Annotated in this window: 17 protein-coding genes and 5 pseudogenes; 5 read left to right on the top strand and 17 right to left on the bottom strand. The window is 62.3% G+C overall.

All coding sequences use genetic code 11. From position 1 onward, the window contains the following. Position 1: 1 nt before the first annotated feature. The 3 genes and pseudogenes from lptE to AC0L39_RS00855 all read right to left on the bottom strand — a co-directional run bounded on the left by lptE (position 2) and on the right by AC0L39_RS00855 (position 3497). A pseudogene (gene lptE, locus AC0L39_RS00865) lies at positions 2-509 on the bottom strand (LPS assembly lipoprotein LptE). Next, positions 509-3020: pseudogene (leuS, locus tag AC0L39_RS00860) on the bottom strand (leucine--tRNA ligase). The pseudogenes lptE and leuS overlap by 1 nt, the downstream one beginning before the upstream one ends. Positions 3021-3044: 24 nt before the next feature. Further along, complete coding sequence (locus AC0L39_RS00855) at positions 3045-3497, bottom strand: DUF3576 domain-containing protein (protein ID WP_473259960.1); 453 nt, start codon at positions 3495-3497, stop codon at positions 3045-3047. Between the two features lie 371 nt (positions 3498-3868). Here AC0L39_RS00855 and AC0L39_RS00850 point away from each other — a divergent pair, with 371 nt between their 5' ends. After that, on the top strand, positions 3869-4621 hold the full coding sequence (locus AC0L39_RS00850; RefSeq protein WP_473259958.1) for a hypothetical protein: 753 nt from the start codon (positions 3869-3871) through the stop codon (positions 4619-4621). 118 nt (positions 4622-4739) lie between these two features. After that, positions 4740-5462, top strand: a complete 723-nt coding sequence (gene phbB, locus AC0L39_RS00845) for an acetoacetyl-CoA reductase (protein WP_473259956.1) — start codon at positions 4740-4742, stop codon at positions 5460-5462. A gap of 12 nt (positions 5463-5474) precedes the next feature. Here the strand turns inward: phbB and AC0L39_RS00840 are convergent, their stop codons facing one another. From AC0L39_RS00840 to AC0L39_RS00830, 3 genes are read right to left on the bottom strand one after another with little or no spacing between them, the layout of a single operon-like run. Beyond that, complete coding sequence (locus AC0L39_RS00840; protein ID WP_473259954.1) at positions 5475-6044, bottom strand: GNAT family N-acetyltransferase; 570 nt, start codon at positions 6042-6044, stop codon at positions 5475-5477. A 1-nt stretch (position 6045) separates the two neighbouring features. Beyond that, positions 6046-7131, bottom strand: coding sequence for an alpha/beta fold hydrolase (locus AC0L39_RS00835; protein WP_473259952.1), 1086 nt, complete (start codon positions 7129-7131; stop codon positions 6046-6048). A 7-nt stretch (positions 7132-7138) separates the two neighbouring features. Beyond that, on the bottom strand, positions 7139-7513 hold the full coding sequence (locus AC0L39_RS00830; RefSeq protein WP_473259950.1) for a hypothetical protein: 375 nt from the start codon (positions 7511-7513) through the stop codon (positions 7139-7141). Between the two features lie 345 nt (positions 7514-7858). On the opposite strand from AC0L39_RS00830, the gene AC0L39_RS00825 reads away from it, so the two are divergent. Next, positions 7859-8089 (top strand): ribbon-helix-helix domain-containing protein, encoded by a 231-nt coding sequence (locus tag AC0L39_RS00825; RefSeq protein WP_473259948.1) that lies wholly within the window; start codon positions 7859-7861, stop codon positions 8087-8089. On the opposite strand, the gene murA is transcribed toward AC0L39_RS00825, so the two are convergent. After that, positions 8086-9369 carry a UDP-N-acetylglucosamine 1-carboxyvinyltransferase gene (gene murA, locus AC0L39_RS00820; protein WP_473259946.1) on the bottom strand — a complete coding sequence of 428 codons (1284 nt, stop codon included), beginning with the start codon at positions 9367-9369 and terminating at the stop codon, positions 8086-8088. The two genes, AC0L39_RS00825 and murA, sit on opposite strands and share 4 nt — an antisense overlap. Before the next feature lie 131 nt (positions 9370-9500). On the opposite strand from murA, the gene galU reads away from it, so the two are divergent. After that, complete coding sequence (gene galU / locus AC0L39_RS00815; RefSeq protein ID WP_473259944.1) at positions 9501-10382, top strand: UTP--glucose-1-phosphate uridylyltransferase GalU; 882 nt, start codon at positions 9501-9503, stop codon at positions 10380-10382. Here the strand turns inward: galU and AC0L39_RS00810 are convergent. From AC0L39_RS00810 to AC0L39_RS00765, 10 genes and pseudogenes are all read right to left on the bottom strand, one after another. Beyond that, positions 10379-11044, bottom strand: a complete 666-nt coding sequence (locus AC0L39_RS00810) for a DUF4259 domain-containing protein (RefSeq protein WP_473259942.1) — start codon at positions 11042-11044, stop codon at positions 10379-10381. The two genes, galU and AC0L39_RS00810, sit on opposite strands and share 4 nt — an antisense overlap. A gap of 61 nt (positions 11045-11105) precedes the next feature. Then, positions 11106-12833: a flotillin family protein gene (locus AC0L39_RS00805; protein WP_473259940.1), complete on the bottom strand. Its 1728-nt coding sequence runs from the start codon at positions 12831-12833 to the stop codon at positions 11106-11108. Positions 12834-12905: 72 nt separating this feature from the next. After that, positions 12906-13556: a YqiJ family protein gene (locus tag AC0L39_RS00800; protein WP_473259938.1), complete on the bottom strand. Its 651-nt coding sequence runs from the start codon at positions 13554-13556 to the stop codon at positions 12906-12908. Positions 13557-13751: 195 nt separating this feature from the next. Continuing rightward, entirely contained in the window at positions 13752-15044 is a 1293-nt protein-coding gene (locus AC0L39_RS00795) for a cytochrome P450 (RefSeq protein ID WP_473259936.1), read from the bottom strand. Further along, positions 15044-16596, bottom strand: a pseudogene (locus AC0L39_RS00790) (acyl-CoA synthetase). The gene AC0L39_RS00795 and the pseudogene AC0L39_RS00790 overlap by 1 nt, the downstream one beginning before the upstream one ends. Before the next feature lie 234 nt (positions 16597-16830). Then, on the bottom strand, positions 16831-17529 hold the full coding sequence (locus tag AC0L39_RS00785; protein ID WP_473259934.1) for a M23 family metallopeptidase: 699 nt from the start codon (positions 17527-17529) through the stop codon (positions 16831-16833). A 157-nt stretch (positions 17530-17686) separates the two neighbouring features. After that, a complete protein-coding gene (locus tag AC0L39_RS00780) occupies positions 17687-18478 on the bottom strand; it encodes a ferritin-like domain-containing protein (protein ID WP_473259932.1) in 792 nt (263 codons plus the stop codon). A 13-nt stretch (positions 18479-18491) separates the two neighbouring features. After that, complete coding sequence (locus AC0L39_RS00775; RefSeq protein ID WP_473259930.1) at positions 18492-18965, bottom strand: peroxiredoxin; 474 nt, start codon at positions 18963-18965, stop codon at positions 18492-18494. A 38-nt stretch (positions 18966-19003) separates the two neighbouring features. Then, entirely contained in the window at positions 19004-19849 is an 846-nt protein-coding gene (locus AC0L39_RS00770; protein ID WP_473259928.1) for a hypothetical protein, read from the bottom strand. Positions 19850-19955: 106 nt separating this feature from the next. Beyond that, positions 19956-21584: pseudogene (locus AC0L39_RS00765) on the bottom strand ([protein-PII] uridylyltransferase family protein); the annotation flags it as partial. 225 nt (positions 21585-21809) lie between these two features. Here AC0L39_RS00765 and AC0L39_RS00760 point away from each other — a divergent pair. Next, positions 21810-23513: pseudogene (locus AC0L39_RS00760) on the top strand (M28 family metallopeptidase). Positions 23514-23525 lie beyond the last annotated feature (12 nt).

The following is a 23525-nucleotide window of genomic DNA, read 5'->3' as shown; positions in this document are numbered from 1 at the left end:
CTCATTGAGACGATGATTCCTGCGACCGGCTCCTCAGAGTAAGCGCGATCCGGGTCGCCATGCGGTCGGCGATTTCCTTGGCGATATCCTCGAGCGCATTCTGCTCCGCCGCGATGGTCGCATATTCGCTCGACACAACGTCGATCCCGGCATCGAAACCTTCGGTCGCATCGAGCATGATTTCGCCGGTTGCCAGATCGACCAATTGGTAGCGCGCGCGCAGGATGCGGCGTTCGCGGCTGATCGTGTCATCGTTGAGCGCGCCCAGTGCCTGCAGCAGAATCGTCGAGCCGCACGTCGAGCCGGTAGGCCGGGGCCGCTTCGCCAGCCGCACCGAGCCGGTCATTGAGCGCATTGCGCACCAGCCACCCGCCGCGTCCGGGAATTGCAGGCACGTCGACCGCCGCAAGGCCCTGCGCCACTTCTGCACTGCTGCCGCCCGCATACATCGGCTGGAGCCCGCAGGCCGCGAGCAGGACAGTGAGGGACAGGGCAGCGAAAGCGCGCATCATGTGACGATATTCACCAACCGGTCGGGCACAACTATCACCTTGCGAATGTCCGCTCCATCCAGTGAACGCTGGACGTTCTCGCTCGCCAGTGCAAGCGCCTCGAGGTCTTCTTTAGCCGCGCCCTTGGGGGCGGTGATGGTGTCGCGCAGCTTGCCCTTGTGCTGGACCGCGATGGTCACCTCGTCCTCGACCAGCATTGCCGGATCGTGGTCGGGCCACGCGGCATCGGCGATCAGGCCCTGCGCGCCCATTTGGGCATAGGCCTCCTCGGCGAGGTGCGGCATCATCGGCGCGATGAGGTGCAGGATGGTGCGGATCGCGAAATTACGGCTCACGCCCGGCTCGGCCTTTTCCGCCGCTGCGGTGAGTTCGTAGATTCGGGCCACGGCTTTGTTGAAGCCAAGCGCCTCGATATCCTGCGCGACCGCTACGATCGCCTGATGCGCCTTGCGGGTCAGCGCCTTGTCCTCGCCGGTCGCCGCCGGTTCGATCTGGCCCATCAGCCGCCAGAGCCGCTGGACGAAGCGGCCGCAGCCTTCGATCCCGCTTTCGGACCACGGCAGGTCGCGTTCGGGCGGGCTGTCGGACAGCATGAACCAGCGCACCGCGTCCGCACCGTACCGGTCGATGATGTTGTCGGGATCGACGACGTTCTTCTTCGATTTCGACATTTTGACGACGCGGTACGGCGGTGACCGGATGTCCGTCTTCGATTGTCACCCAGTCCGCGCCGTCCTTTCGCACTTCGTCGGGCGAAAGCCAGCTGCCATCGCCCAAGCTGTAGGTTTCGTGCGTCACCATGCCTTGCGTAAACAGCGCCGCGAACGGCTCTTTCACTTCGAGTTTGCCGATAGAGCTGAGCGCCCGCGTCCAGAACCGGGCGTAGAGCAGGTGCAGGATCGCGTGTTCGATCCCGCCGATATAATGCTCGACCGGCAACCATTTTGCGACTTCTTCCGCATCGAAGGGCGCGCCCTCCGGCTGGCTCGCAAAGCGCAGGAAATACCACGAGGAATTGGTGAACGTGTCGAGCGTATCGGTCTCGCGCCGCGCTTCGCCGCCGCATTTCGGGCGCGCCGTGTGCTTCCATGTCTCATGGCGTTCGAGCGGGTTGCCCGGTGTCTCGAAATCGACGTCCTCGGGCAGTGTGACCGGAAGCTGGTCTTTCGGAACAGGCACCACACCGCAGGCATCGCAATGGATGAACGGGATTGGCGTACCCCAGTATCGCTGGCGCGAAACGCCCCAGTCGCGCAGCCGCCATACGGTGGTGCCCTGGCCCCAGCCTGCCTTTTCGGCGCGCGCGATCACCTCGGCCTTGGCGTCCTCGACGCTCATCCCGTCTAGAAATTCGGAATTGACGATCACGCCGTCTCCGGGCTCTGCCTCACCGGCCATCGGGGCCTCGGCGTGCGCAGGATCGCTGGCGACGACGCGCTGGATCGGCAATTCGTACTTGGTCGCAAACTCGAAATCGCGCTGGTCGTGGCCCGGTACGCCCATGACGGCGCCGGTCCCGTAATCCATCAGCACGAAGTTCGCGATGAAGACCGGCATCGCTTCGCCGGTAAAGGGATGCTTGGCGGTCAACTGCGTGCGAAAGCCAAGCTTCTCGGCGGTTTCAAGCTCGGCAGCGGTGGTGCCGCCGCGCTTGCATTCCTCGATGAACGGGCCTGCCAGCGGATCGTCCTCAGCGACGGCCTTTGCAATCGGATGATCGGCGGCGATCGCGCAAAAACTCGCCCCGAAAATCGTATCCGGACGCGTCGTGTAGACCGGCAGTTTTTCACCGTCCGACAGGTCGAAGCTGAACTCCAGCCCGGAAGACTTGCCGATCCAGTTTTCCTGCATCAGCCGGACCTTTTCGGGCCAGTCCTTCAGGTCGTCCAGCCCCTCCAGCAGGTCTTCCGCGAAATCGGTGATCTTGAGGAACCACTGGTCGAGCTTGCGCTTTTCGACCTCCGCGCCCGAGCGCCAGCCCTTGCCGTCGATCACCTGCTCGTTGGCGAGCACGGTCATGTCGACCGGGTCCCAGTTCACTTCGCTGGAACGGCGATAGACGAGGCCGCCTTCGTACATGTCGAGGAACAGCGCCTGTTCGTGGCCGTAATATTCGGGGTCGCAGGTCGCGAATTCGCGCGTCCAGTCGAGCGCGAAGCCGATGCGCTTCAGCTGCGCCTTCATCCCCTCGATATTGGCCCGTGTCCAGCTGCCGGGATGGACCTTCTTCTCCATCGCCGCGTTCTCCGCCGGCATTCCGAACGCGTCCCATCCCATCGGATGCAGCACTTCGCGTCCGCGCATCTTCTTGTAGCGCGCGAGCACATCGCCCATCGTGTAATTGCGCACATGGCCCATATGAATGCGCCCCGAGGGATAGGGGAACATTTCGAGGATGAAGCTCTTGGGCTTGTCGCTGTCCGAATCGGCGACGAAAGTTTCGCCCTCTTCCCACGCACGCTGCCAGCGTCCGTCGGCGGTGGACGGATCGAATCGATTATCAGTCATGAGAAACCGCTAGTGCGAACGGGATCAGGAAGCGAGGGCCTTGCGTCGCAGGTCGCGCGCCTTCGTCAGGATGATGTCTTCCAGTTTCTGCACGGTCGCGGCCTGAACGGGCGCTTCGACCCAGCGGTCGTCTTGCGCAACCTGACGGTTCGCGGCGACCCGCAGTGCATCTGCGCGCAGGTCCTGATCGAGGATCGTGACTGTCAGTTTCACGCGCTCTTCGGGGTTCGACGGGTTCGCATACCAATCGGTCGCGATCACGCCGCCCGCACTGTCGGCCGATGCGAGCGGAGCAAAGCTGACCGTCTCAAGCGCGGCGCGCCACAGGAAGGCGTTCACGCCGATCGTGTTGATTTGCGCCGATTGCAGTTCGGTCGTGGGACGCTCGTTCGAGCCGCAGGCAACCAGGGATGCGAGCGCGCCGCATACCAGTGCGGTCCGAGTCGTTTTCGAAAATGCGAGTTTGGCGCGTGTCACTGCTGGAAAATCCCTTTGTCTGTCGTTCATGGCTCTATAACCCGCACACCGCGCTCGGCAAGCTTTGTGCTTCGCCCATCACCCGTGCAAATCGACCGTTTTTCGCTCTTGTTGAAGCCTCGAGCCGCCTTAAGCATTGCTGAATTGTGCATCTGGCCGGGTTGGCGTGTGTGCGCAGCGCAACACTCCTATCATTAAGAGTCGGCGAAACCGCAGAAAAGTTTGCTAGGAACCAGATCGCAGGTCTAGGATTAAGTCGTTGTAATTCGAATCAAAGCGCGCTCAGCCCGCGTTAAGGCGATGACTGCTTGAACCGAATGATAGCCAAAGCGTGCCGGCAAGGCGCGCGTAACAGGGATACGGAAGCAATCATGTCACGCCGAGTGAACAAGTCAGCGAGAACGCAGCGCCAGCTGCCGCTGCTTGGCATGGCCGGCGCACTGATGCTTGCACTGCCTACCGCAAGCCTTGCGGTGGTTGGCCTGGGCCAGGACGGCATTACAGATGATGCCTCCGCCTTCGATTTCTTTACCCCCGCATCGGTCGATCCCGACCTGGCTGCGCGCGTCGCCGACAAGGCCCGCGAAAAGGGTATCCGCTTTACCCCGGCAGCATCCAATCCGGCGATCCGCGGCAAGACAGTCACCGTTGCGATCCGCGTCGATCAAGAAACCGCGCAGGCCATCTCGGTCCGCTCGGCGATTGAATCTGCACCGGGAGCAGGCAGATCGATTGCCGCGCTCAAGTCCAGCAAGTTCAACCTTGGCACGGCTCGCGGTTATCAAAGCTTTGCGCGCCAGATCGAGCTGCCCAGCTCGGTACGCAGCCTGACCATGCCAGACCTTACCGAGTTTGAACCGGCCAAGTCGCAGGCAGCGGACAAGCCGAGCCGCCTCCAGCCGCGGATCGAGCTTGAAGACGAAGCGATTGCCGGGCGTTCGCCCAACACGCTCGATTCCCTGAGTTCGCAGACGGTCGATGTCGGCGGCAGCTTCAGCCTCTCGCCCAACCTCGATGTAACCGCCGGTGTCCGCTATTCGCAGGAACGTGAGCGCCTCGATCCGCTGACCAATTCGGTGCAGGACAGTCAGGCAGTCTATGTGGGCGCGCAAATCCGCTTCTGATCGCTCCGCCAGGCGTTAGACATTCGTATGCAAGACCCCGCTTCGGCGGGGTTTTTCTTTGCGTTCCGTAACGTCATGCCTAGGATCGCTTACGATCAACAGCATTGGAGGATTTGCCATGAACCGTGTCGCCGTAGTTACCGGGGGAACGCGCGGAATCGGACGCGCGGTGTGCGAACAGCTCAAGGCCGACGGCTTCAATGTCGTCGCCAATTACGCGGGCAATGACGATGCGGCCAGGCAATGCGCCGACGAGACCGGCATCCAGTGCTACAAGTTCGACGTGGGCGACCACGAAGCAACGCTCACCGGATGCGAGCAGATCGAAGCGGAAGTCGGACCGGTCGAGGTCGTGGTCAACAATGCCGGGATCACCCGCGACGGCACACTGCACAAGATGAGCTACGAGGACTGGAACGAGGTGATGCGCATCAACCTCGGCGGGTGCTTCAACATGGCCAAGGCGTGCTTCCCCGGAATGCGCGAGCGCGGCTGGGGCCGGATCGTCAACATCGGTTCGATCAACGGGCAGGCCGGGCAGTACGGACAGGTCAATTACGCCGCCGCGAAGTCAGGCATTCACGGCTTTACCAAGGCGCTTGCTCAGGAAGGTGCGCGCGCAGGTGTGACCGTCAATGCGATCGCGCCGGGCTACATCGACACCGACATGGTCGCCGCCGTGCCGCAAGGCGTGCTCGACAAGATCATCGCCAAGATTCCGGTTGGCAGGCTCGGCCAAGCCGAGGAAATCGCCCGCGGCGTGAGCTTCCTGTGCTCTGAAGATGCAGGCTTCGTCACCGGCTCGACCATGAGCATCAATGGCGGGCAGCACATGTATTAAGGGTGCTCCGGGTCAGGCGCTCTCGCCGATTCCGTACGCCTCGATCCGGCGGGCCGCATTCGCGACATCGCAGGACAGTGTCACCAGGTCGTGCAGCGTTCCGTCTGCATCCTGCACCTGATCCTTCAGCAGAGCTTCGCCGCGAAAGCCCAGCTCTTCGAACACGGTGATCGCGCCTTTCTGGTCGGCGGTCATCTGCGCGGTCAGCTTGGTCAGCCCCTTGCCCAGCGCGATGCCGAATCCCTGCTGGACCAGATGCCGGCCCAGCCCGTGCTTGCGTGCGCCTTGCGCAACGAGCGCGCGCAGATCGCCAACATGCGGGGACCAGCTGAGGGGATCGGTGTAGAGCGCCACGCATCCGGCAATCTCCCCGTCTCTCTCAGCCAGAAGGGTGCTGAACGCGCCTGCCTTCGTCGCTTCGATCCACGCATCGACCACGCGCGGCTTGGATATGTCACGCCGCAGGAACAGCAGGTCGTGATCGGGCAATGAGCGCGCAAAGGCGAGCACCGCATCCTTATCCTTCGCGGTCATTTCGCGCAGGGTGAATTCGGCCCCATTGAGGGTGAGTGTCTTGCTCATTCTAAACAGACCTTTCGGCAAACCATGTGTCGAGCGCGGGCCAAAGCCGGCGCGCCGCATTGGGACCGGCGATCAAGCTGATATGGCCGCCCTTCATCACCAGCTCTTCCTTGTCTTGCGATCCGACCTCCGCGATCAGATGCCGGCTCGATTCGTACGGGACGATGTGATCGTGCTGCGCCACGCCGTGAAACACCGGCACTGTGATATTCGCGAGCTTCGCTGTTCGCCCATCGACCTCCAGCGTTCCCTTGAGCAGCTGGTTATCCCACATCAGTTTCTTGATCGTATCGCGGAAATATTCGCCTGCCAGCGGCAGCATGTCATTGGCCCAGCGATCCATCTTGCGATGAAATTCGACGAACTCATCGTTCCACATATTGTCCCACAGCATCCGGTTGCTTGCCGCCCGGCCCGATGGCCGCAGCATGTCGAACGAAGTCTGAAGCAGTTCGGGCGACACGTTGCCGACATTGTCGACCAGCCGGTCCACATCGAAATATTCCGGCTGCGCCATGTGCGAGAAGATCGTCATTTCGGAGAAATCGATCGGCGTGGTAAAGCGCGCGAGGTTCTTGATCGGAGCCTCCGGATGCGACGCGGCATAGATGGTGGAGAGAACACCGCCCATGCAATATCCCATCAGCGAAACCTCTTCCTCGCCCGACGCCTGCTGAACCTTGCGGATGCATTCATCGAAGAACCGGCTCGCATAATCATCGAGATTGAGCGTCTTTTCCTCGGGCCGCGGATAATCCCAGTCCATGACGAACACGTCGTATCCCGCATTCAGCAGGAACCGCACAAAGCTGTGTTCCTCGGCGACATCGAAGACATAGCCGCGATTGGTCGTCGCCATCACCATCAGGATCGGCGCGCGGTACACTTCGTCCACTAGCGGCTTGTAGTGATACAGGTTCAGCGTGCCGCGCTTGTGGATCGTGTCCTTGGGAGTAAGGCCTACCGGCGGCGCTGCCGATGCGAAATATTCCACACCCTTGATGTTGCGCCGGATCGTGCGCTCGACCAGCGTTCGGATCGCGCTGCCCGCTTCGCTTTGCCGCTCCGCTTCTTTTGTGCCGGCCATGTGCGCCCTATTCCTCCTTGGCTTTGGTCTGCTTCTTTGCCGGCGGCTTGCGGGTGCGTTTCGGGCCGGGGGCGGGTTTGTCATCGGGGGGAACAAGCTTGGCCAATGCCGCTTCGATCCGGATCAAGCGATCGTCGATCGTCATCAGCCGCTGACCGATAGCGGTTACGTCTTCCCGGCTCGGCATGTTGAAGAATTCGAGATTGCGCGACATCTGGTCCGCCATCTGCTTCTGCGCCTTTACGCCGATCTCGGTTGCGGTTCCGCTGGCCCTGGCAAAGGCATCGGTGCCGAATACCGCCTTTGCCATCTCGTCGAAACGCGATTCCAGATCGCCAACCGCCTTGCGGATCGTATCCATCGGGTCTGTGTCATTCGCCATGATTTCTCTCCCAAATCGGCGTGTTTCACAGCGATAGACCAAAGAATGCGCCAGCGGCACTGTCAAAGAAGGTGCAAGGCGGACGCTGGCGAGAGCGGTTGCGCAATACTGGCCCCGCTTTCCTACTTGCAAGGGCCGGGTTAGGGGCGAGCGTGTTTGTCTGCTCTCCCGCGCGCCCATTGCTGGCTTCTGGCCCAACCCCGAAAAGCCGGTTTCATGTTGGATATGTGTCACCCGTATCCAACATGCGCTTTGTCATATTAATCAGTGGCTTGCCGTGTTGGATGCGCATGACACATTGCCCGATCTGTCATGCGTATCCAACATCTGATAGCAAGCTGCGCCATGACCACGCCGCTCTATCATCCGCCGGTCAAACGCTCGGTCGAGATCGCCGGACACAAGACCTCGATCAGCCTCGAACCGGTGTTCTGGGACATGCTGCGCGATGCGGCGGCGAGCGAGGACGTGCCGATCAACGCGCTGGTGGCGCAGATCGATGCCGAGCGTATCGCTTCAGACACGCCGCCGGGGCTCGCCAGTGCGGTTCGGGTGTGGCTGGTCAGCCGGCTCTAGTCGTCGCCGACCCGCTCGATATTCGCGCCGACCAGCTGGAGCTTTTCCTCGAGCCGCTCATAGCCGCGGTCGAGGTGGTAGATGCGCCGCACCTGCGTTTCGCCCTCGGCTGCAAGCGCGGCGATGATAAGGCTCATCGAAGCGCGCAAGTCGGTCGCCATGACTTCGGCTCCGGTCAGGTCCACTGGCCCCTTGACGATGGCGGTGCGGCCCTCGGTTGCGATGTCCGCGCCCATCCGCATGAGTTCGGGCACGTGCATGAAACGGTTTTCGAAGATTGTTTCCTTGAGCGCGCTGGTGCCCTCGGCCTTGCACAGCAGGCTCATGAGCTGCGCCTGCATGTCGGTGGCGAGGCCCGGGAAAGGCGCGGTGGTCAGGTCCACCGGCTTCAGCGCACCGTTGGTCTTGATCGAGACGCCCTTGGCATCTTCCTCGACCTCCACCCCGATATTGCGAAGCGCCGCGAGCGAGGAGACCATGTCGGAGGCCTTTGCCCCCTCAAGCCGGACCTCGCCGCCCGTGATCGCCGCCGCGCAGGCATAGGAGCCTGCCTCGATCCGGTCGGGCATCACCTTGTAGGTCGCCCCGTTCAGGCGGTCGACGCCGTGGATCGTGAGGTCGGACGTGCCAATGCCCTCGATCTCGGCGCCCATTGCGGTGAGCAGATTGCACAGGTCGACAATCTCCGGCTCGCGCGCCGCGCCGGTCAGGCGGCTCGTGCCGTTGGCAAGGACCGCCGCCATGACGGCATTCTCGGTTGCGCCCACGGAAACGACCGGAAAATCGAAATCGCCCCCCGGCAAGCCCCCATCGGGAGCAATCGCCTTCACATACCCCTGCGCCATTTCAATCGTCGCGCCGAACGCCTCGAGCGCTTTGAGATGGAGGTCGATCGGGCGGTTTCCGATGGCGCAGCCGCCCGGCAGCGAAACGGTCGCCTCACCGGCGCGCGCCAGCAGCGGGCCGAGCACGAGAATCGAGGCGCGCATCTTGCGCACCAAGTCATACGGCGCGACGGTGGAGGTAAGGCGCGAGGCTTCGAATGTGACGACCCGGTCGAAATCCTCGGGCCGCTTGCCCTGGATGCTGACCGACACGCCGAACTGGGTCAGCAGATGCTGAAACCCGTCGATATCGGCGAGGCGCGGCAGATTGCGCAGCGTGAGCGGCTCTTCGGTGAGAATCGCGCAAGGGATGAGCGTAAGCGCCGCGTTCTTGGCGCCGGAGATCGGGATCGTCCCGGAAAGGCGGTTGCCGCCGTGAATGATGAGTTTATCCATGGCGTGCCCTTACCCCTTTTGATGCGCATCGCAAATGTGCAGCGCCAGCAGAATGAGTCTCCCGTGCCGAACGCCTTGCGTTTAAACCCGCCAGTTGACGAGATGATCCCGCAGACCGTAACCGGAAACGCATGAGCACTCAGAAACCGATCAAGAAAGCCGTCTTTCCCGTCGCCGGGCTTGGCACGCGCTTCCTCCCCGCGACCAAGGCGATCCCCAAGGAATTGCTTCCAATCGTCGACCGTCCGCTGATCCAGTATGCCGTGGACGAAGCGCGCGAGGCGGGGATCGAGCAGATGATCTTCGTGACCGGGCGCGGCAAGACTGCGATCGTCGAACATTTCGACGTGGCGTACGAGCTCGAAGACACGATGAACGAACGCGGCAAGGACATGTCGGTGCTCGAATCGACCCGTGCGACACCGGGCGACATCATGACCGTGCGCCAGCAAGTGCCGATGGGCCTGGGCCATGCGATCTGGTGCGCGCGCGCCATCGTCGGCGATGAGCCGTTTGCGATCTTCCTTCCCGACGAATTGATGATCGGCAAACGCGGCGGCACTGGCTGCATGAAGCAGATGGTCGATGCCTATGAGGAAGTCGGCGGCAACCTGATCAGCGTGCTCGAAGTGCCCATGGAAGAGGTTTCAAGCTACGGTGTGATCGCTCCGGGGGCAGAGAACGACGCGCTCACCGAAGTGACCGGGCTGGTCGAAAAACCGCCCGTGGCCGAGGCTCCCTCGAACAAGATCGTCTCGGGCCGCTACATCCTGCAGCCCGAAGTCATGCGCACGCTGGAGACACAGGGCAAAGGCGCCGGCGGCGAAATCCAGCTCACCGATGCGATGGCGCGGATGATCGGGACGCAGCCGTTCCACGCGGTGACTTTCGACGGCAATCGCTACGATTGCGGCAGCAAGCTGGGCTTTGTCGAGGCAACACTGGCGCTCGCTCTGGAGCGCGAAGACATGGGCGCGGACGTGCGCGCAATGGCAAAGCGGCTGCTGGGCTAGTCAGGATCGTCAAGTGAAGGTCTTTGTTTGAGCATGCGGTCCAGGTCCGACGGCATATCCTCGTCGTGCATGACCCAGCGCCGGATCATGTATTTGGGGTGCAAGGCGGCGTTGAGGCATTCGAGATGGACGAAACCACCCATGCCCATCGGCGACCCGGACCCCACATCGAGATCGAAGTTGAACATCGAAAGTTCGGTCTCGCCCATTGGCTTGTCGCAGAACATGCAGGGTGAATGGTTGAATTCGATCTTGGCCTTGCGCTTTGGAGGCTTGCCCGCTTCCAGATTGAGGCGCTCGATCAACTCATGCATGGCAGCGTTCCAGTCCGAGGGATCATCCTCGGCCCAAAGCTCCATGAGCTCGCCGCGGCTCATAACAGCCGCGAGATGATCGCGCGCATGATGATACAGCGACTTCGATGGCCGTCCGAAAGAATTGACGGTCTCATAAAGGCTTTCGGGCATGTCGTTTGACGGGTGCCCCCGCATCGCTGCAACGCATTCGCCCACAACGATGATCTCGCGCGCCAGATCGGCGTCGATTTCTGTTTCGGGAGTCTCGATCCTGAGTGGCTTCAGCAGATCTTCAGCGCTGGAAATCTCACCGGCAAAATCCAGCGCTGCGTCGTTTTCGAACGAGCCAGCTCCCCAAGCACCCATAAAAAACCTCCCGAGCACGGTGTGTGCCCGAGAGGTCTTTACCATCCGTAAGCGCTAGTCGCTATTCGGCGGCCTGTTCGGACGCCGCTTCGGTGTCGTCCATATCCGGCTCTGAATTGTCGCTGAGCTCGTGAGGTTCCGCATGAGCGGCGCTTCCTTCGGTCGAAATTGCTGCACCCTGCGCCAGAGCGCCGAGTGAGGATCCATCAAGCCCGAGCTCTTTCATCAAACCGTCGAGCACAGGCGCTTGTGCACGGTAGGCCAAAGCGGCTGACACGGCATCGGTCGCGAGATTTCCGCTCCCGCCTCCTGCCATCGAGCCGCCACCCTTGGCTCCGCCATTTCCATTGGTCAGGCCATCGACCTGGACGATCTTGATCGAATCGATCGCCTCCATCGGCTTGGCGCTTTCGCGGATGACTTCCGGCAGCACCTTGAGCAGGGCAAGCTTCGTCTGCAGGCTGATCTGGTCCATCGAGAGGATGTTGGCCGCCTCGTTAATGGCTTCCTGACCGGCTGCCTCGACTTCGAACCGGACCCGGTCCGCTTCGGCGCGCAGGACTTCTGCATCGGCATCGCCCCTCGCTTCGAGGCGGGCTGCCTCTGCCCGGTTGGTCGCCGCGTCCTTCTCGGCTTCGGCTTCGACCTTGATCCCGATGGCGTCGCGCTCGGCCTGCTTGGCCGCTTCGATCAGCTCGATCTTCTTCTGACGCTCGGCGATCTCGCTTTCTCGCGAAGTCGCAACCTGCTCCTCGGCGGCAACCGCCTTGGCGCGGGCAGCGTCGGCTTCGGCCTTGGCCTGGCTTTCCTCGCGCGATTTGTTCTGGACCGCGATCTGCTGTTCCTGCCGGGCGATCTCGAGAGCACGCTGCTGATCGATCCGCGCTTCTTCGACAAGGCGGTCGGCCTCGATCTGCTGCGCGTCGACCTGCTTCTTCGCCTCGATCCTTGCGGCGTCGGCCTCACGCTGGCGTTCGGCCTGTTCGCGGGCGATTTCCGAGGTTTGCGAAGCGCGGCGAATTTCCACCTCGCGCTCCTGACCCAGCCGCGCATATTCGGTGTCACGTCCGATTTCGAAGCTCTTCTGATCCGCCTCGAGGTTCTTGGTTTCCATCTGGACGCGGGTGTCCTGCTCGATATCGTTACGCAGTTTCTTGCGCGCTTCGATCTGCTCGGTCAGCTTGGTAAGACCTTCGGCGTCGAAGGCGTTGTTGGCGTTGAAGTGCTCGATGCTGGTCTGGTCGAGACCGGTGAGCGAGACCGATTCCAGCTCAAGGCCGTTCATTGCAAGGTCGTTTGACGAAACCTGCTGCACTTTCTGCACGAAGTCGGCACGCTGTTCATGCAGCTCGTTCATGCTCATCCCCGCCGCGACCGAGCGCAGCGCGTCGACGAATTTACCCTCGACAAGATCCTTGAGCATTTCGGGCTGCATCGTACGCTGACCCAGCGTTTGCGCGGCCATCGCAATCGCCCCGGCATCGGGGCGAACGCGGACGTAGAATTCGGCCTTCACGTCGATCCGCAGCCGGTCGAGCGTGATCAGCGCCTCGGCATCGCGGCGAATGACCGCCAGCACCAGCGTGTTCATGTTTACCGGCATCGTTTCGTGAAAGACCGGCAGCACCAGCGCGCCGCCATTCATCACGACCTTTTCTCCGCCCACACCGGTCCGCACGAAGGCGGTTTCCTTCGAAGCGCGGCGATAAAGCATGGTCATCGATATGAGGATGACCATGAAGGCGAGGATCGCGATCCCTGCCCAGATGAAGATGTCGAGATATTCCATTATTCCTCCTGTCCAATGTGGTCAGCGTCCACGGTACCGATCCTGCACCGCTCGCTTCGTATGTCGCCCGGCCTAGTCGATGCCGAGCAACGGATTTTCGTACTGCACCGCGTAGAAGGTGCCTCCCTCGCGGCGTGCCAGCATAACGGTTTCGCCTTCTTTAAGCTCGGCAGCGGGATCGTGCGGCTCCACCATCACGAAATGCGGCTGGCCGTGCATGTCGATGACCTTGGCCCGCGCAGGCGAGCCGGCTCTCGCGGTCCCGGTCTGGATTTCGGCATCGCGGCGTACAAGGCTGTTGAGCCCGACCGCGCTAGTCTCATCCTTGGGAAGGATCGCTCCGATAGGGCGCGACACGATGCCGTTGACCGGCAAGGTGCCGATCCCTGCGAGCAGAGCGGCGACGCCTGAGTGAAGCGGCGCTCCGAGCAGGTTGATCGCGAGCGCCTGTCCTGAAACACCGATTGCCGCGAACAGCACCAGGAACATCGTGAGCCAGACCAGAAACGGAACCCGGCCCAGACCGATAAGGCTCAGCAGCCCCTCCATGAAGCCCGAACCGGAAATCGCATCCGCCCCGTCCATTTCGGCATCAAGGTCCAGATCGATCTCGGCATCGGCTCCAAACATGTCGGCAAGGCCGAATATCTGGATGATCGCCACGAACACTAGAAGTGCGATAGCGACAGCGAATGGCAGGTTGTACGGCTCCAGCAGGCTCATGCGATTACACCTGAAAACAAGAGCGCTGCAAAGCCTGCAACGAACTCGATCCTGATTTTTCCCATGAACGGATGATTAACACATGTTGCGGCGAAATAACAGTAAAATCGCACAAGATGCCGTTATGATGCGCGTTTTGCATTTTTATTGCTCATTGCCCCTTGTTTTGTTGCGCACGATCCCCATATACAAAGCTTAGGTCGGCGCAATTCTTAGCGGAAGCGACTTGAGTCCTCCGACAAATGTACTCACCGCCCGCTTGGCCTCACCAGCCGGCTCCACGCTTTCGATCCGGTCAAGCATGGCCTCGAACAGGATGCGCATTTCCATTCGCGCGAGGTGCAGCCCCAGGCATTGATGCGCGCCTGCCCCGAATGCGAGGTGCCGGTTGGGCGAACGCGCCGCATCGAAACGGCGCGGATTTTCGAACTGCGCCGGATCATGGTTTGCCGCGACGTAGTTGATCATCATCCAGTCGCCCTTCCTGATCTGCTGGCTGCCGATCTCGACGTCTTCGGCTGCGGTGCGCATGAAGTGCTGGACCGGCGAGGTCCAGCGAATCGCTTCCTCGACGATCCCTGGCAGCAGGGATCGGTCTGCCTTGACCCGCGCAAATTGCTGCGGATCGCTGGCCAGCGCCTGCATCGCCCCGGCGGTCGAGGCGCTGGTCGTGTCATGCCCGGCAGTCGCGACGATGATGTAATAGCCCGCCATATCGCGCGGCGGCAGCGGCTTTCCATCGACGCTGGCATTGGCGATCACGCTGGCGACATCCTCGGTCGGGTTCGCGCGGCGATCTTCTGCAAGCTTCGCGAAGTAGTCCTCGAAGGTGGACACAGCGCCCGCGACCAGTTGCACGACCTGTTCGGGCGTCATGTCGTCCATTCCCGTCCCCGAAAGATCGGCATCCTGTCCGCCGAACAATTGCTGCGTGAGCATCTGCATGCGCGGCTCATCCTCCGGCGGAACACCGAGAATCTGCATGACAACGCGCAAGGGATAGGGACCTGCGACTTCCTTCACGAAATCGAGCTCGGGCCCCTGCTCGATCATGCGGTCCACCATGCGGTGCGCCAGTGCGCGAATTTCGGCTTCGATCCGCCCGAGATTGCGGGGCATGAACCAGTCCTGCGTGAGCTTGCGATACTTGGGGTGGATCGGAGCGTCGAACACTACCAGCGAATCCACCAGCATGTCCGATCCCGTCGCCGCTCGGCTGAATTCTATCGCCTGGTTGAAGCTGAAAACGACTGGCCTCGGATTGTTGAGGAAGGTCGCATTATCCTTTGAAATGCGCATCACGTCATCATAGCGTGTGATCAGCCAGAAGGGCTCGAACAGCCCTTCCTGATCGGGCACGACCTTGGCGACGGGGATTTCCTCGCGCAGCCGGTCGAATGTGTCGAGCAATGGATCCCACGCAGCATAGGCATGCGGGTCGATCACCTGCTTGGCGACATCGGTCGGCAGAATGGCCGGTCCTGCCATCAGGCGCCCGCGCCTTCTTTCGCCTTCGCTTCGTATTCGTCGCGCAGCTCCCGTTTGTAGAGCTTGCCATTTGCCTCGCGCGGGAGATCGGGACGGAATTCGAACAGCTTGGGCATCTTCATCCGCGCAAGCTGGGGCGCGAGAAAGTCGCGCAATTCGCTTTCGAGGGCTTCCCCGGCATCGCCCATGTCGATCGGTTGCACCACCGCCACGACCTTTTCGCCCAGATCGGCATCGGGCGCACCGATGACCGCGGCGTCCATCACCTTGTCGTGGGTCACCAGCAGGTTCTCGATTTCCTGCGGATAGATGTTCACCCCGCCCGAGATGATCATGTGGCTCTTGCGGTCGGTGAGGAACAGGAAGCCGTCTGCGTCCACATGACCAATATCGCCGAGCGTCATCCAGCCCTTCGGATGCATGGCCTCTCGGGTCTTGCCGGGATCGTTGTGATAGGTCGGCAACAGATCGATTTCGAAATAGATCAGACCGTCTTCGCCTGCCTGCACTTCCTCGCCGTCAGGGCCGCATACGTGAAGCGTGCCATAGACCGCCTTGCCGACGCTGCCCGGATGGCCGAGCCAGTCCTCGGAATTGACCAGCGTCATTCCGATCCCCTCGCTTCCGGCATAATATTCCTTGATGATCGGTCCCCACCATTCGATCATCTCGCGCTTGATCGGGACCGGGCACGGCGCGGCGGCGTGGAGCGCGCGCTGGTGGCTCGACAGATCGTAGCGGGTGCGAATCTCGGGATCGAGCTTCAGGAACCGGACGAAATGCGTCGGCACCCACTGGCTGTCGGTCACCTTGTAAGTCTCGATCGCCTTAAGGGCCGCCTCGGGATCGAACTTGTCCATCACCACGACTGTCCCGCCAAGCCGATGGACGATCGAACACCACCCGATTGGCGCGGCGTGATAGAGCGGCGCGGGCGAGAGATAGACCATCGATCCGTCGGCGGGCATCCCGACCACCATGGTGGCGAGCGCAACCAGCGGGACGACAGCCTTCGGATCGGGATCTTCCGGGGGAGCGGGGCGAATCCCCTTGGGCCGGTACCGGTCGTGCCCGAAGAGTAAAGCATGACCATACCCGCGCTTTGGTCGGCAATCGGCTGCGCGCTCTGGTTCCCCAGTGCAGCGCCGAAATCATCTTCCCCGCCTGAGTCCATGACAAGGATCGGCAGGTCGGCGCATTCCGAGCGGATGCCGGGAAGGACATCCGCAAACTCGGTGGAGGTAATGAGAAATTTCGCTTCGCTATCGCGCAGGATATACGCGATTTCGGGCGCGGTCAGGCGCGTCGAGACCGGGACCAGCATCGTGCCCGCCCGCTGCGATCCCCAGATGAGCGTGAAAAACTCCATCCTGTTCTCAAGCAGCACTGCAAAGGCATCGCCTTTGCCCAAGCCGTGCCCGCGCAGCATGTTGGCAAAGCGGTTGGCCGCAGCATCCATTTCGCCGAAAGTCATTTGCGCGCCGGTTCCGGCCATGATCACGGCGGGGTGATCGGGCCGGGTTTCAGCGTGAATGATCGGATGCAAGCTCATTGATATCTCCCTGAGGCAGGCCAAGGATGACCGGCGCATTATCTCTCGGGGAGAAATCTAACGGGAGGCGGGCGGCACTCAAGTGAAATCGCCGCAAGATCGGGCCGGGGACGAGCAGCAAGTGCGCTGGAGAATGGCGCACATAAAAAAGGCGGCGGGTAAACCCGCCGCCTATACTCGGACACCCTCTCCAATGTCCGACCCGCTTCCAGGCGGGTTATCCATGAGGGAGGCTTACTCGCCGCCCGCGCCGTTCAGCCTGCTCGAATTCGAGAGTGCGACTTGCGCTTCGGTTTCCACCATATAGGGAATCGGATTGACTGCAACCCCGTCGACGCGGACTTCGTAATGGAGGTGCGGGCCGGTTGAACGACCGGTCGAACCGACATAGCCGATCACGTCGCCCTTGCGCACGGTATCCCCGGCGGCAACTGCGAGCTTCGACATGTGCGCATAGCGCGTCTCGAGATCGGCGCCATGATCGATCGCGATATAAAGACCGTAGCTGGAGAACCAGTCGGCGCGTTCGATGATGCCATCGGCGGTTGCGTAGATCGGCGTGCCAGTCGGGGCGGCCAGATCGACGCCCTTGTGACGGGCGCGCTTGCGCAGGACCGGGTGGTTGCGCATGCCATAGCTGCTGGTCAACTTCGCACCGGCCAGCGGCATACGCGACGGCACGGCCACGACCGGTCGCTCAATCGGAGCGTCGGGGCCTGCTGTGTCGAGAGCGGTCCAGCTGGCGAACAGTTGACGGAACCGCTGGTCGCCCGAAGCGAGACCTTCGGCCTGCGCTTCCTTTACAGGTTCGGTGACATCTGCGGCGGTGTTGGCTGAGGAATTGGCGGCTGCAGGAGCTGCGGCTGCGAGAATCGCAGCGGCGCTCGATACGGCAGCAGCCTTGGCAAAGTGACGCTTGACAAGCGTGATCATACTGACCCGTCCTTCGTGCGGTTTATCCCGCTTTCTGAGTGTGTTGCTGCAAAAATTTTTGCCGGAACGTGGAACGATCCCACTGCTCACACGTTACAACACCATGACTGGGCCCAAATGCGCCCGTTGCGTGAACAGCACTTATCGGGCTGAAAAGTTAAAGCGCAACTTCTTCGTAAAATTCGCGCGACAAACCGGCTGCAAGACGCGCTGAGTCGTTGAATGGGGGCTTTATCGCACCCCTGAAGTGCTGCCGCACCAAGCGTTTCCACATAGATTCTGCTTGTTTTCCGGCCATTTCGGCGCAGCGCGTAAAGTATTTGGTTCCGAATCCGACATGCCGAATTTCATCGTCAAGGATTCGCGAAAGAATTTTTGCACCGTGCTCATCGCCCGCCCTTCGCACGCGCTCGAGCGTTGCAGGCGTGACGTCAAGGCCTCTCGCTTCCAGCACCATCGGGACGATTGCGAGGCGTGCGGCGACATCATGCCGCGTGGAATGCGCAGCTTCCCACAAACCGCCATGTGCAGGCAGATCGCCATAGTGGCTGCCCAAGCTTTCCAGCTTGCGGGCGAGTAATGCGAAATGCATGGCCTCGTCCGAAGCGACATAGAGGAAGTCGGCCACGAATTCCTCGCCCATCTGCTCGCCGAATCGCCCGGCCATATCGAGCGCGAGGTCGATCGCGACGAACTCGATATGCGCAAGGCTGTGCCACAGAGCGATTCGGGCGCGTTCGGAGCCGAACTTGCCGCGTTTCGGCATCTGGTTGGGCGCAAGGAGTGCGGGCGCAGCGGGACGGGCAGGCGCATCCGGCATCGCGGCGTCGAATTCCCACGCAAGCTCGCCCCTGCGAAAGCGGCGAGTGACACTGCGCGCCGCGAAGCACTTGGCGCGCGGATCGGCGGTCAGCATTGCCGAACGAATGGCGGCGGAAAGGGATTGCATCAAAGCCGCCGGCCTAGAGCGCTTTGGCCGCCTCAAGCACTTCCTCGGCGTGCCCTTTCACCTTTACCTTGTTCCAGACCTGCGCGATTTCCCCGCTTTCATCGACCAGGTAGGTCGTGCGAACCATGCCCATATAGGTCTTCCCGTACATCTTCTTTTCGGTCCAGATGCCGAGCGCGTCCGAAAGCCCGCCGGTTTCGGCATCGGTAGCGAGCGGCGTTTTCAGATCGTGTTTGGCGATGAAGTTCTGGTGTTTTTTCGCGCTGTCCTTGCTCACGCCGAGAAGCGCCGCGCCGGCTTTCTCGAATTCGCTTTTGAGCGAAGAAAAATCCTTGGCCTCGGTCGTGCAGCCGGGCGTGTTGTCTTTCGGGTAAAAGAAAACGACCAGCTTCTTTCCCTTGAAATCGGATGGTTTGACCGTGCCGCCATCGGGGGTGCCCATTGCAATGTTCGGCATCGCGTCACCGGCGGCGGGAAAATCAGTCATCGTTCTGCTCCATTTTCGATTCGGGAAAGAGTCGCTCGCTATTGGCATGACCGAAATAGACGTTCCAGCATTTCGCAATGCACTGACGGGCATCGTCGAACTGCTGGAGGAGCGCCCCATAGCTGTCCGCTCCGCGCGCGCGCCAGGGCTGCTGCCGCGCTCGCCGGTGGCACCGTTCCGCCCGGTGCGAGCAGCCGCCCGGCCACAAGCAAGCGTGTCATCAGGTCATAGGCTGCCGGCGCGCCGGAGGGCAGCAGTTCGGCTTTAGCGAGGCTGGCAATCGCAGTACCGAGATCGGGATCGAAGGCGCCGGGATACGCCGCTGCCAGTGCCTCTCCGCCGCGCAATTGGAGGAAATGGACGAGGAATTCCGCATCGACCAACCCGCCGCGCAGCAGCTTAACATCGAGCGGTCCGCCGGGGACCTTGTGCTGGGCCATCTCGGCCCGCATCGTCGTCACCGCATCGCGCAAGGCGTCCTCCTCGCGGGGCTTCAGGATCACGCCGCGAACGATCGCCTCCAGCTCTTCGCGCGCCGCGTCTGACCCGGCGAGCGCGCGCGAGCGGGCCAGCGCCATGTGCTCCCATGTCCACGCGGTTTCCTGCTGGTATTTGGCAAACGCGGCGCAGCTCACCGCAAGCGGCCCCTGCGCGCCCTGCGGCCTCAAGCGGGTGTCGACTTCATACAGAGCGCCTTGCGCGGTGGGCACGGACAGGGCCGCGCTCACCCGGCTCGCCAGGCGATTGAAGTAATGCGTTGCGCCGAGCGGCCTCTTGCCGTCCGATTGCGCCGAGAAATCGCCAGTGAACAGATAGACAATGTCGAGATCGGAGGCGTGTGTAAGCGCTCCGCCGCCCAGCCTGCCGAGCCCCAGTACCAGCAATTCGCTGCCATCGATCCGGTACGTGCGCGCGCGCAAATTCCGCCTCGGTCTCGCGCAGCGCAAGCTGCAATCCGGCCTCGGCGGTGCGCGACAGCGCTGCAGCTATATCGAGCGGGTCGGCCAGCCCCTCGATCAGTTGCGCGCCCAGCGCAAACCGGATCTCGCCGGTGACGACGCGGATGGCATCGAGCACCGCCTCATAATCGCCGCGTATCGCTGCGCCCTCTATCCTGGCGGTGATCTCTTCCACCGAACCGGGCAAGTCCAGCGCTTCCTGATCGAGCAGCACATCCAGCAGTTCGGGACGCCGTGCCAGCTCGTCCGAGAGCGTCGGCGTGAGCGTCAATGCGGCGACCAGCCGGTCGAGCAATTCGGGACGGGCATCGAGCAGGCGGAACAGCGTGATCGCCGAAGAGGCGCCGCCAAGAACCCCTTCCCAGCGAACAATTGCGCGCTCCGGATCATCGCTTTGCGCGACGGCATCGAGCAGTCGCGGGAGCAGCCGGTCGAATGCCTCCAGCGCCTGCGCAGAGCGCAGCGACTGGAACCTGCCATCGCGCCAACCCTCGATCCGCTCGGCCAGCTTGTCCGGGTCCGGAAGCGCGCGCGCGGCAAGGCGCTGCGCAAGATCGCTGGTGACGGTGACCTGCACGTCGCCGCGCTTCTGCTCTCCGATGAGGTTCTCGTAGATCGTGCCAGTACGCTCGGTCAGGGCTTCGAGCTCGGTCACAAGCGCCTGTCCGCCCTCCAGACCATCGAGCCGCGCGACACCATCAAGCGCTTCGCCTTCGGGAAGGCTGTGTGTCTGGCGGTCATTCACCATTTGCAGGCGATGCTCGACCTCGCGCAGCCGGTCATAGCCTTCGCCAAGCGCGCGCGCATCGTCGGCACCGATCCGCCCCGCCGCCGCCAGCGCATCGAGTGCATCACGGGTGCCGCGGATACGCAGGCTGACGTCGCGCCCGCCGTGGATCAGCTGGTGTGTCTGCGCGTAGAACTCGATCTCGCGGATACCGCCGCGCCCGCGTTTGACGTCGAACCCCGGGCCGGGGCGTGCCGGTCCTGCATAGCTTTCACGAATGCGGCGGGTCAGATCGCGGATTTCCTCGACCGCTCCGAAATCGAGCGCGCTGCGCCAGATAAAGGGCTTTATGTCATCGAGGAACCGCGTGCCCGCCGCGGCGTCGCCTGCCGCGGCGCGCGCGCGAACGAATGCAGCGCGCTCCCACGCCAGCGCCTGTCCCTGGTAATGCGCGAGCGCCGAGCCGTAGGGGACTGCCATCGGGCTGATCTCGCTCGCCGGGCGCAGCCTGAGGTCGACCCGCAGCACATAGCCCTCTGCGGTGTTCTCGCTCAGCAGTTTGACGATCCGGCGCGCATAGCGCTGCGCGGCATCGCCGGGATCATCGCTGTCCCGGCGCCCCAGTGTCGCGGGATCGTAGAGCAGGATCGGATCGATGTCGGAGGAATAATTGAGCTCGTGCGCGCCCTGTTTGCCCAGCGCCAGCGCGATGAAGCCCGCCGGATCGTCTTCGCCCGTGCGGTCCAGGATCGCAGCCCGGATTGCGCGGTCGAGCGCCCGGTCGGCAAAATCCGACAGCTCGCCAACCACGCCTGACAGGGGCAGCGCACCTGCAAGGTCGCCGATGGCGACTGCCAGCGCCAGTGCCAGCCGCTCGCGCCGCAGACCGATGCCGATATCCTCGTGCTCGCCCTGCGCCCGCGCCCACCGCATCGCCTCATCGAAATCGCCGCCAGCCAGAAGCGCGCGCAAATCGGGCTGTTTTTCGAGCGCGCGCGAGAGGAAAGGCGCGTGCGCCTCGGCCCGATCGATCGCTCCCTGCCAATCCGCTTGATCGCCTCCACTCATACCCGCTTCTCTTGCAGTGACCCCCGCGCTCTGCAAGAGAAGCGCGCATCAATTTGCCGCTTGGCAATGGACGAGAGGACACCTGAGATGATGAAACGCGCAATTGGCCTTGGCGGTCTTGTTGCAGGCGCGCTGGCATTGGCCGCATGCGAAGGCATGATGCCGGGCGGCGAAAGCGTCCCTGAACTCGATATCCCGGAAGTAGAAGCCGGTGAGCTTTCCGAAGCCACGATGAAAGACGTGACCCGAACGCTTTCCTCGGATGAATTCGAAGGGCGGATGCCGGGCACTGAAGGCGAGACCAAGACGGTCGCGCTGCTCACCGAACGCTTCGAAGCCGCTGGCCTTCAGCCGGGCAATGACGGCAGCTGGGTGCAGGAAGTGCCGCTGGTTGAGATCACCGGAAAGAATTTCGCTCCGCTCACGATCACCAATGGCGCCACCGACCTCGTCTACGATTTTGGCGAAGAATGGGTCGGCGTGAGCTACCGCGAGGAAGAGCGGGTCCAGCTTGCCAATAGCGAGATGGTTTTCGTCGGATATGGCATCAACGCGCCCGAGCGCGGCTGGAACGATTACGAGGGCATCGATGTCGCGGGCAAGACCGTGGTCATCCTCGTCAACGATCCAGATTACGAAACGCCGGGTCTCGAAGGCACCTTCAATGGCAAGGCCATGACATTCTACGGTACGCTGGACCTACAAATACGAAGAAGCCGCGCGTCAGGGTGCTGCAGCTGCGCTCATCGTGCACGATACCGAACCGGCAAGCTATGGCTGGAACGTAGTCGAAAGTTCGTGGTCCGGCCCGCAGGCCTATGCCGCGCGCGGCGACAATCCGCCGCCGCTCACCACCATGAACGGCTGGGTGCAGAAGGACGTCGCGCGCGAAATCCTCGCCGCCGCCGGACAGGATCTGGACGATCTGACCGCTGCTGCGAAACAGGAAGATTTCGCGGTACGTCGATCTCGGCATGACCGCATCGACCAGCTTCGAAAACGACATGCGCACCTTCTCCTCGCAGAATGTGATCGGTGTATTGCCAGGCAGCGAAGCGCCGGACGAATATGTGCTGCACACCGCGCACTGGGATCACCTCGGTCGCTGCATGCCCGCACCGGACGGCGATGACATCTGCAATGGCGCGGTCGACAATGCGACTGGCACGGCAGCGCTCGTCGCGCTCGCGGAGGCGCATGCCAAGGCCGGCGCACCGCGCCGGAGCCTCGTGTTCCTTGCGGTGACGGCAGAGGAGTCCGGGCTGCTTGGCGCATATTACTATGCCTCGAACCCGGTCTTCCCGCTCGACCAGACGGTGGGCGGCATCAATATGGATGCGTTCCAGGTTGCCGGGCCTGCCAAGGACGTGACCGTGGTTGGTCCGGGCAAATCACAGCTCGACGCCTTTATGGAAGCCGCTCTGGAAGCCGATGGCCGCGTCGCCACGCCCAACCCCAAGCCGGAAGCGGGGTATTATTACCGCTCCGACCACTTTGCTTTCGCCAAGCAGGGTGTTCCGATGCTCTATATCGATGGCGGCGAAGACCTGCTCGACGGCGGCACCGAAGCAGGTGCGGCGGTCGCAGCAGACTACACCGAGAACCGCTATCACGGCCCGAAAGACGAGTTCAACGAAGAGTGGGACTGGTCAGGCGTGATGGGCGACCTGCAGCTGTACTACCGCATCGGTACGAATGATGGCGATGAGCACCAGCTGGCCGAACTGGAATGATGGCGATGAATTCCGGGCCATCCGCGATGAAAGCTGCGCCAGCGCCGAAGCCGGTTGCTGATCACGAGACTGA

Source organism: Erythrobacter sp. K21-9 (genome assembly GCF_055808355.1).
The sequence above is the reverse complement of the archived record's forward strand: the minus strand, read 5'-3'. Positions and strand labels throughout refer to the sequence as shown.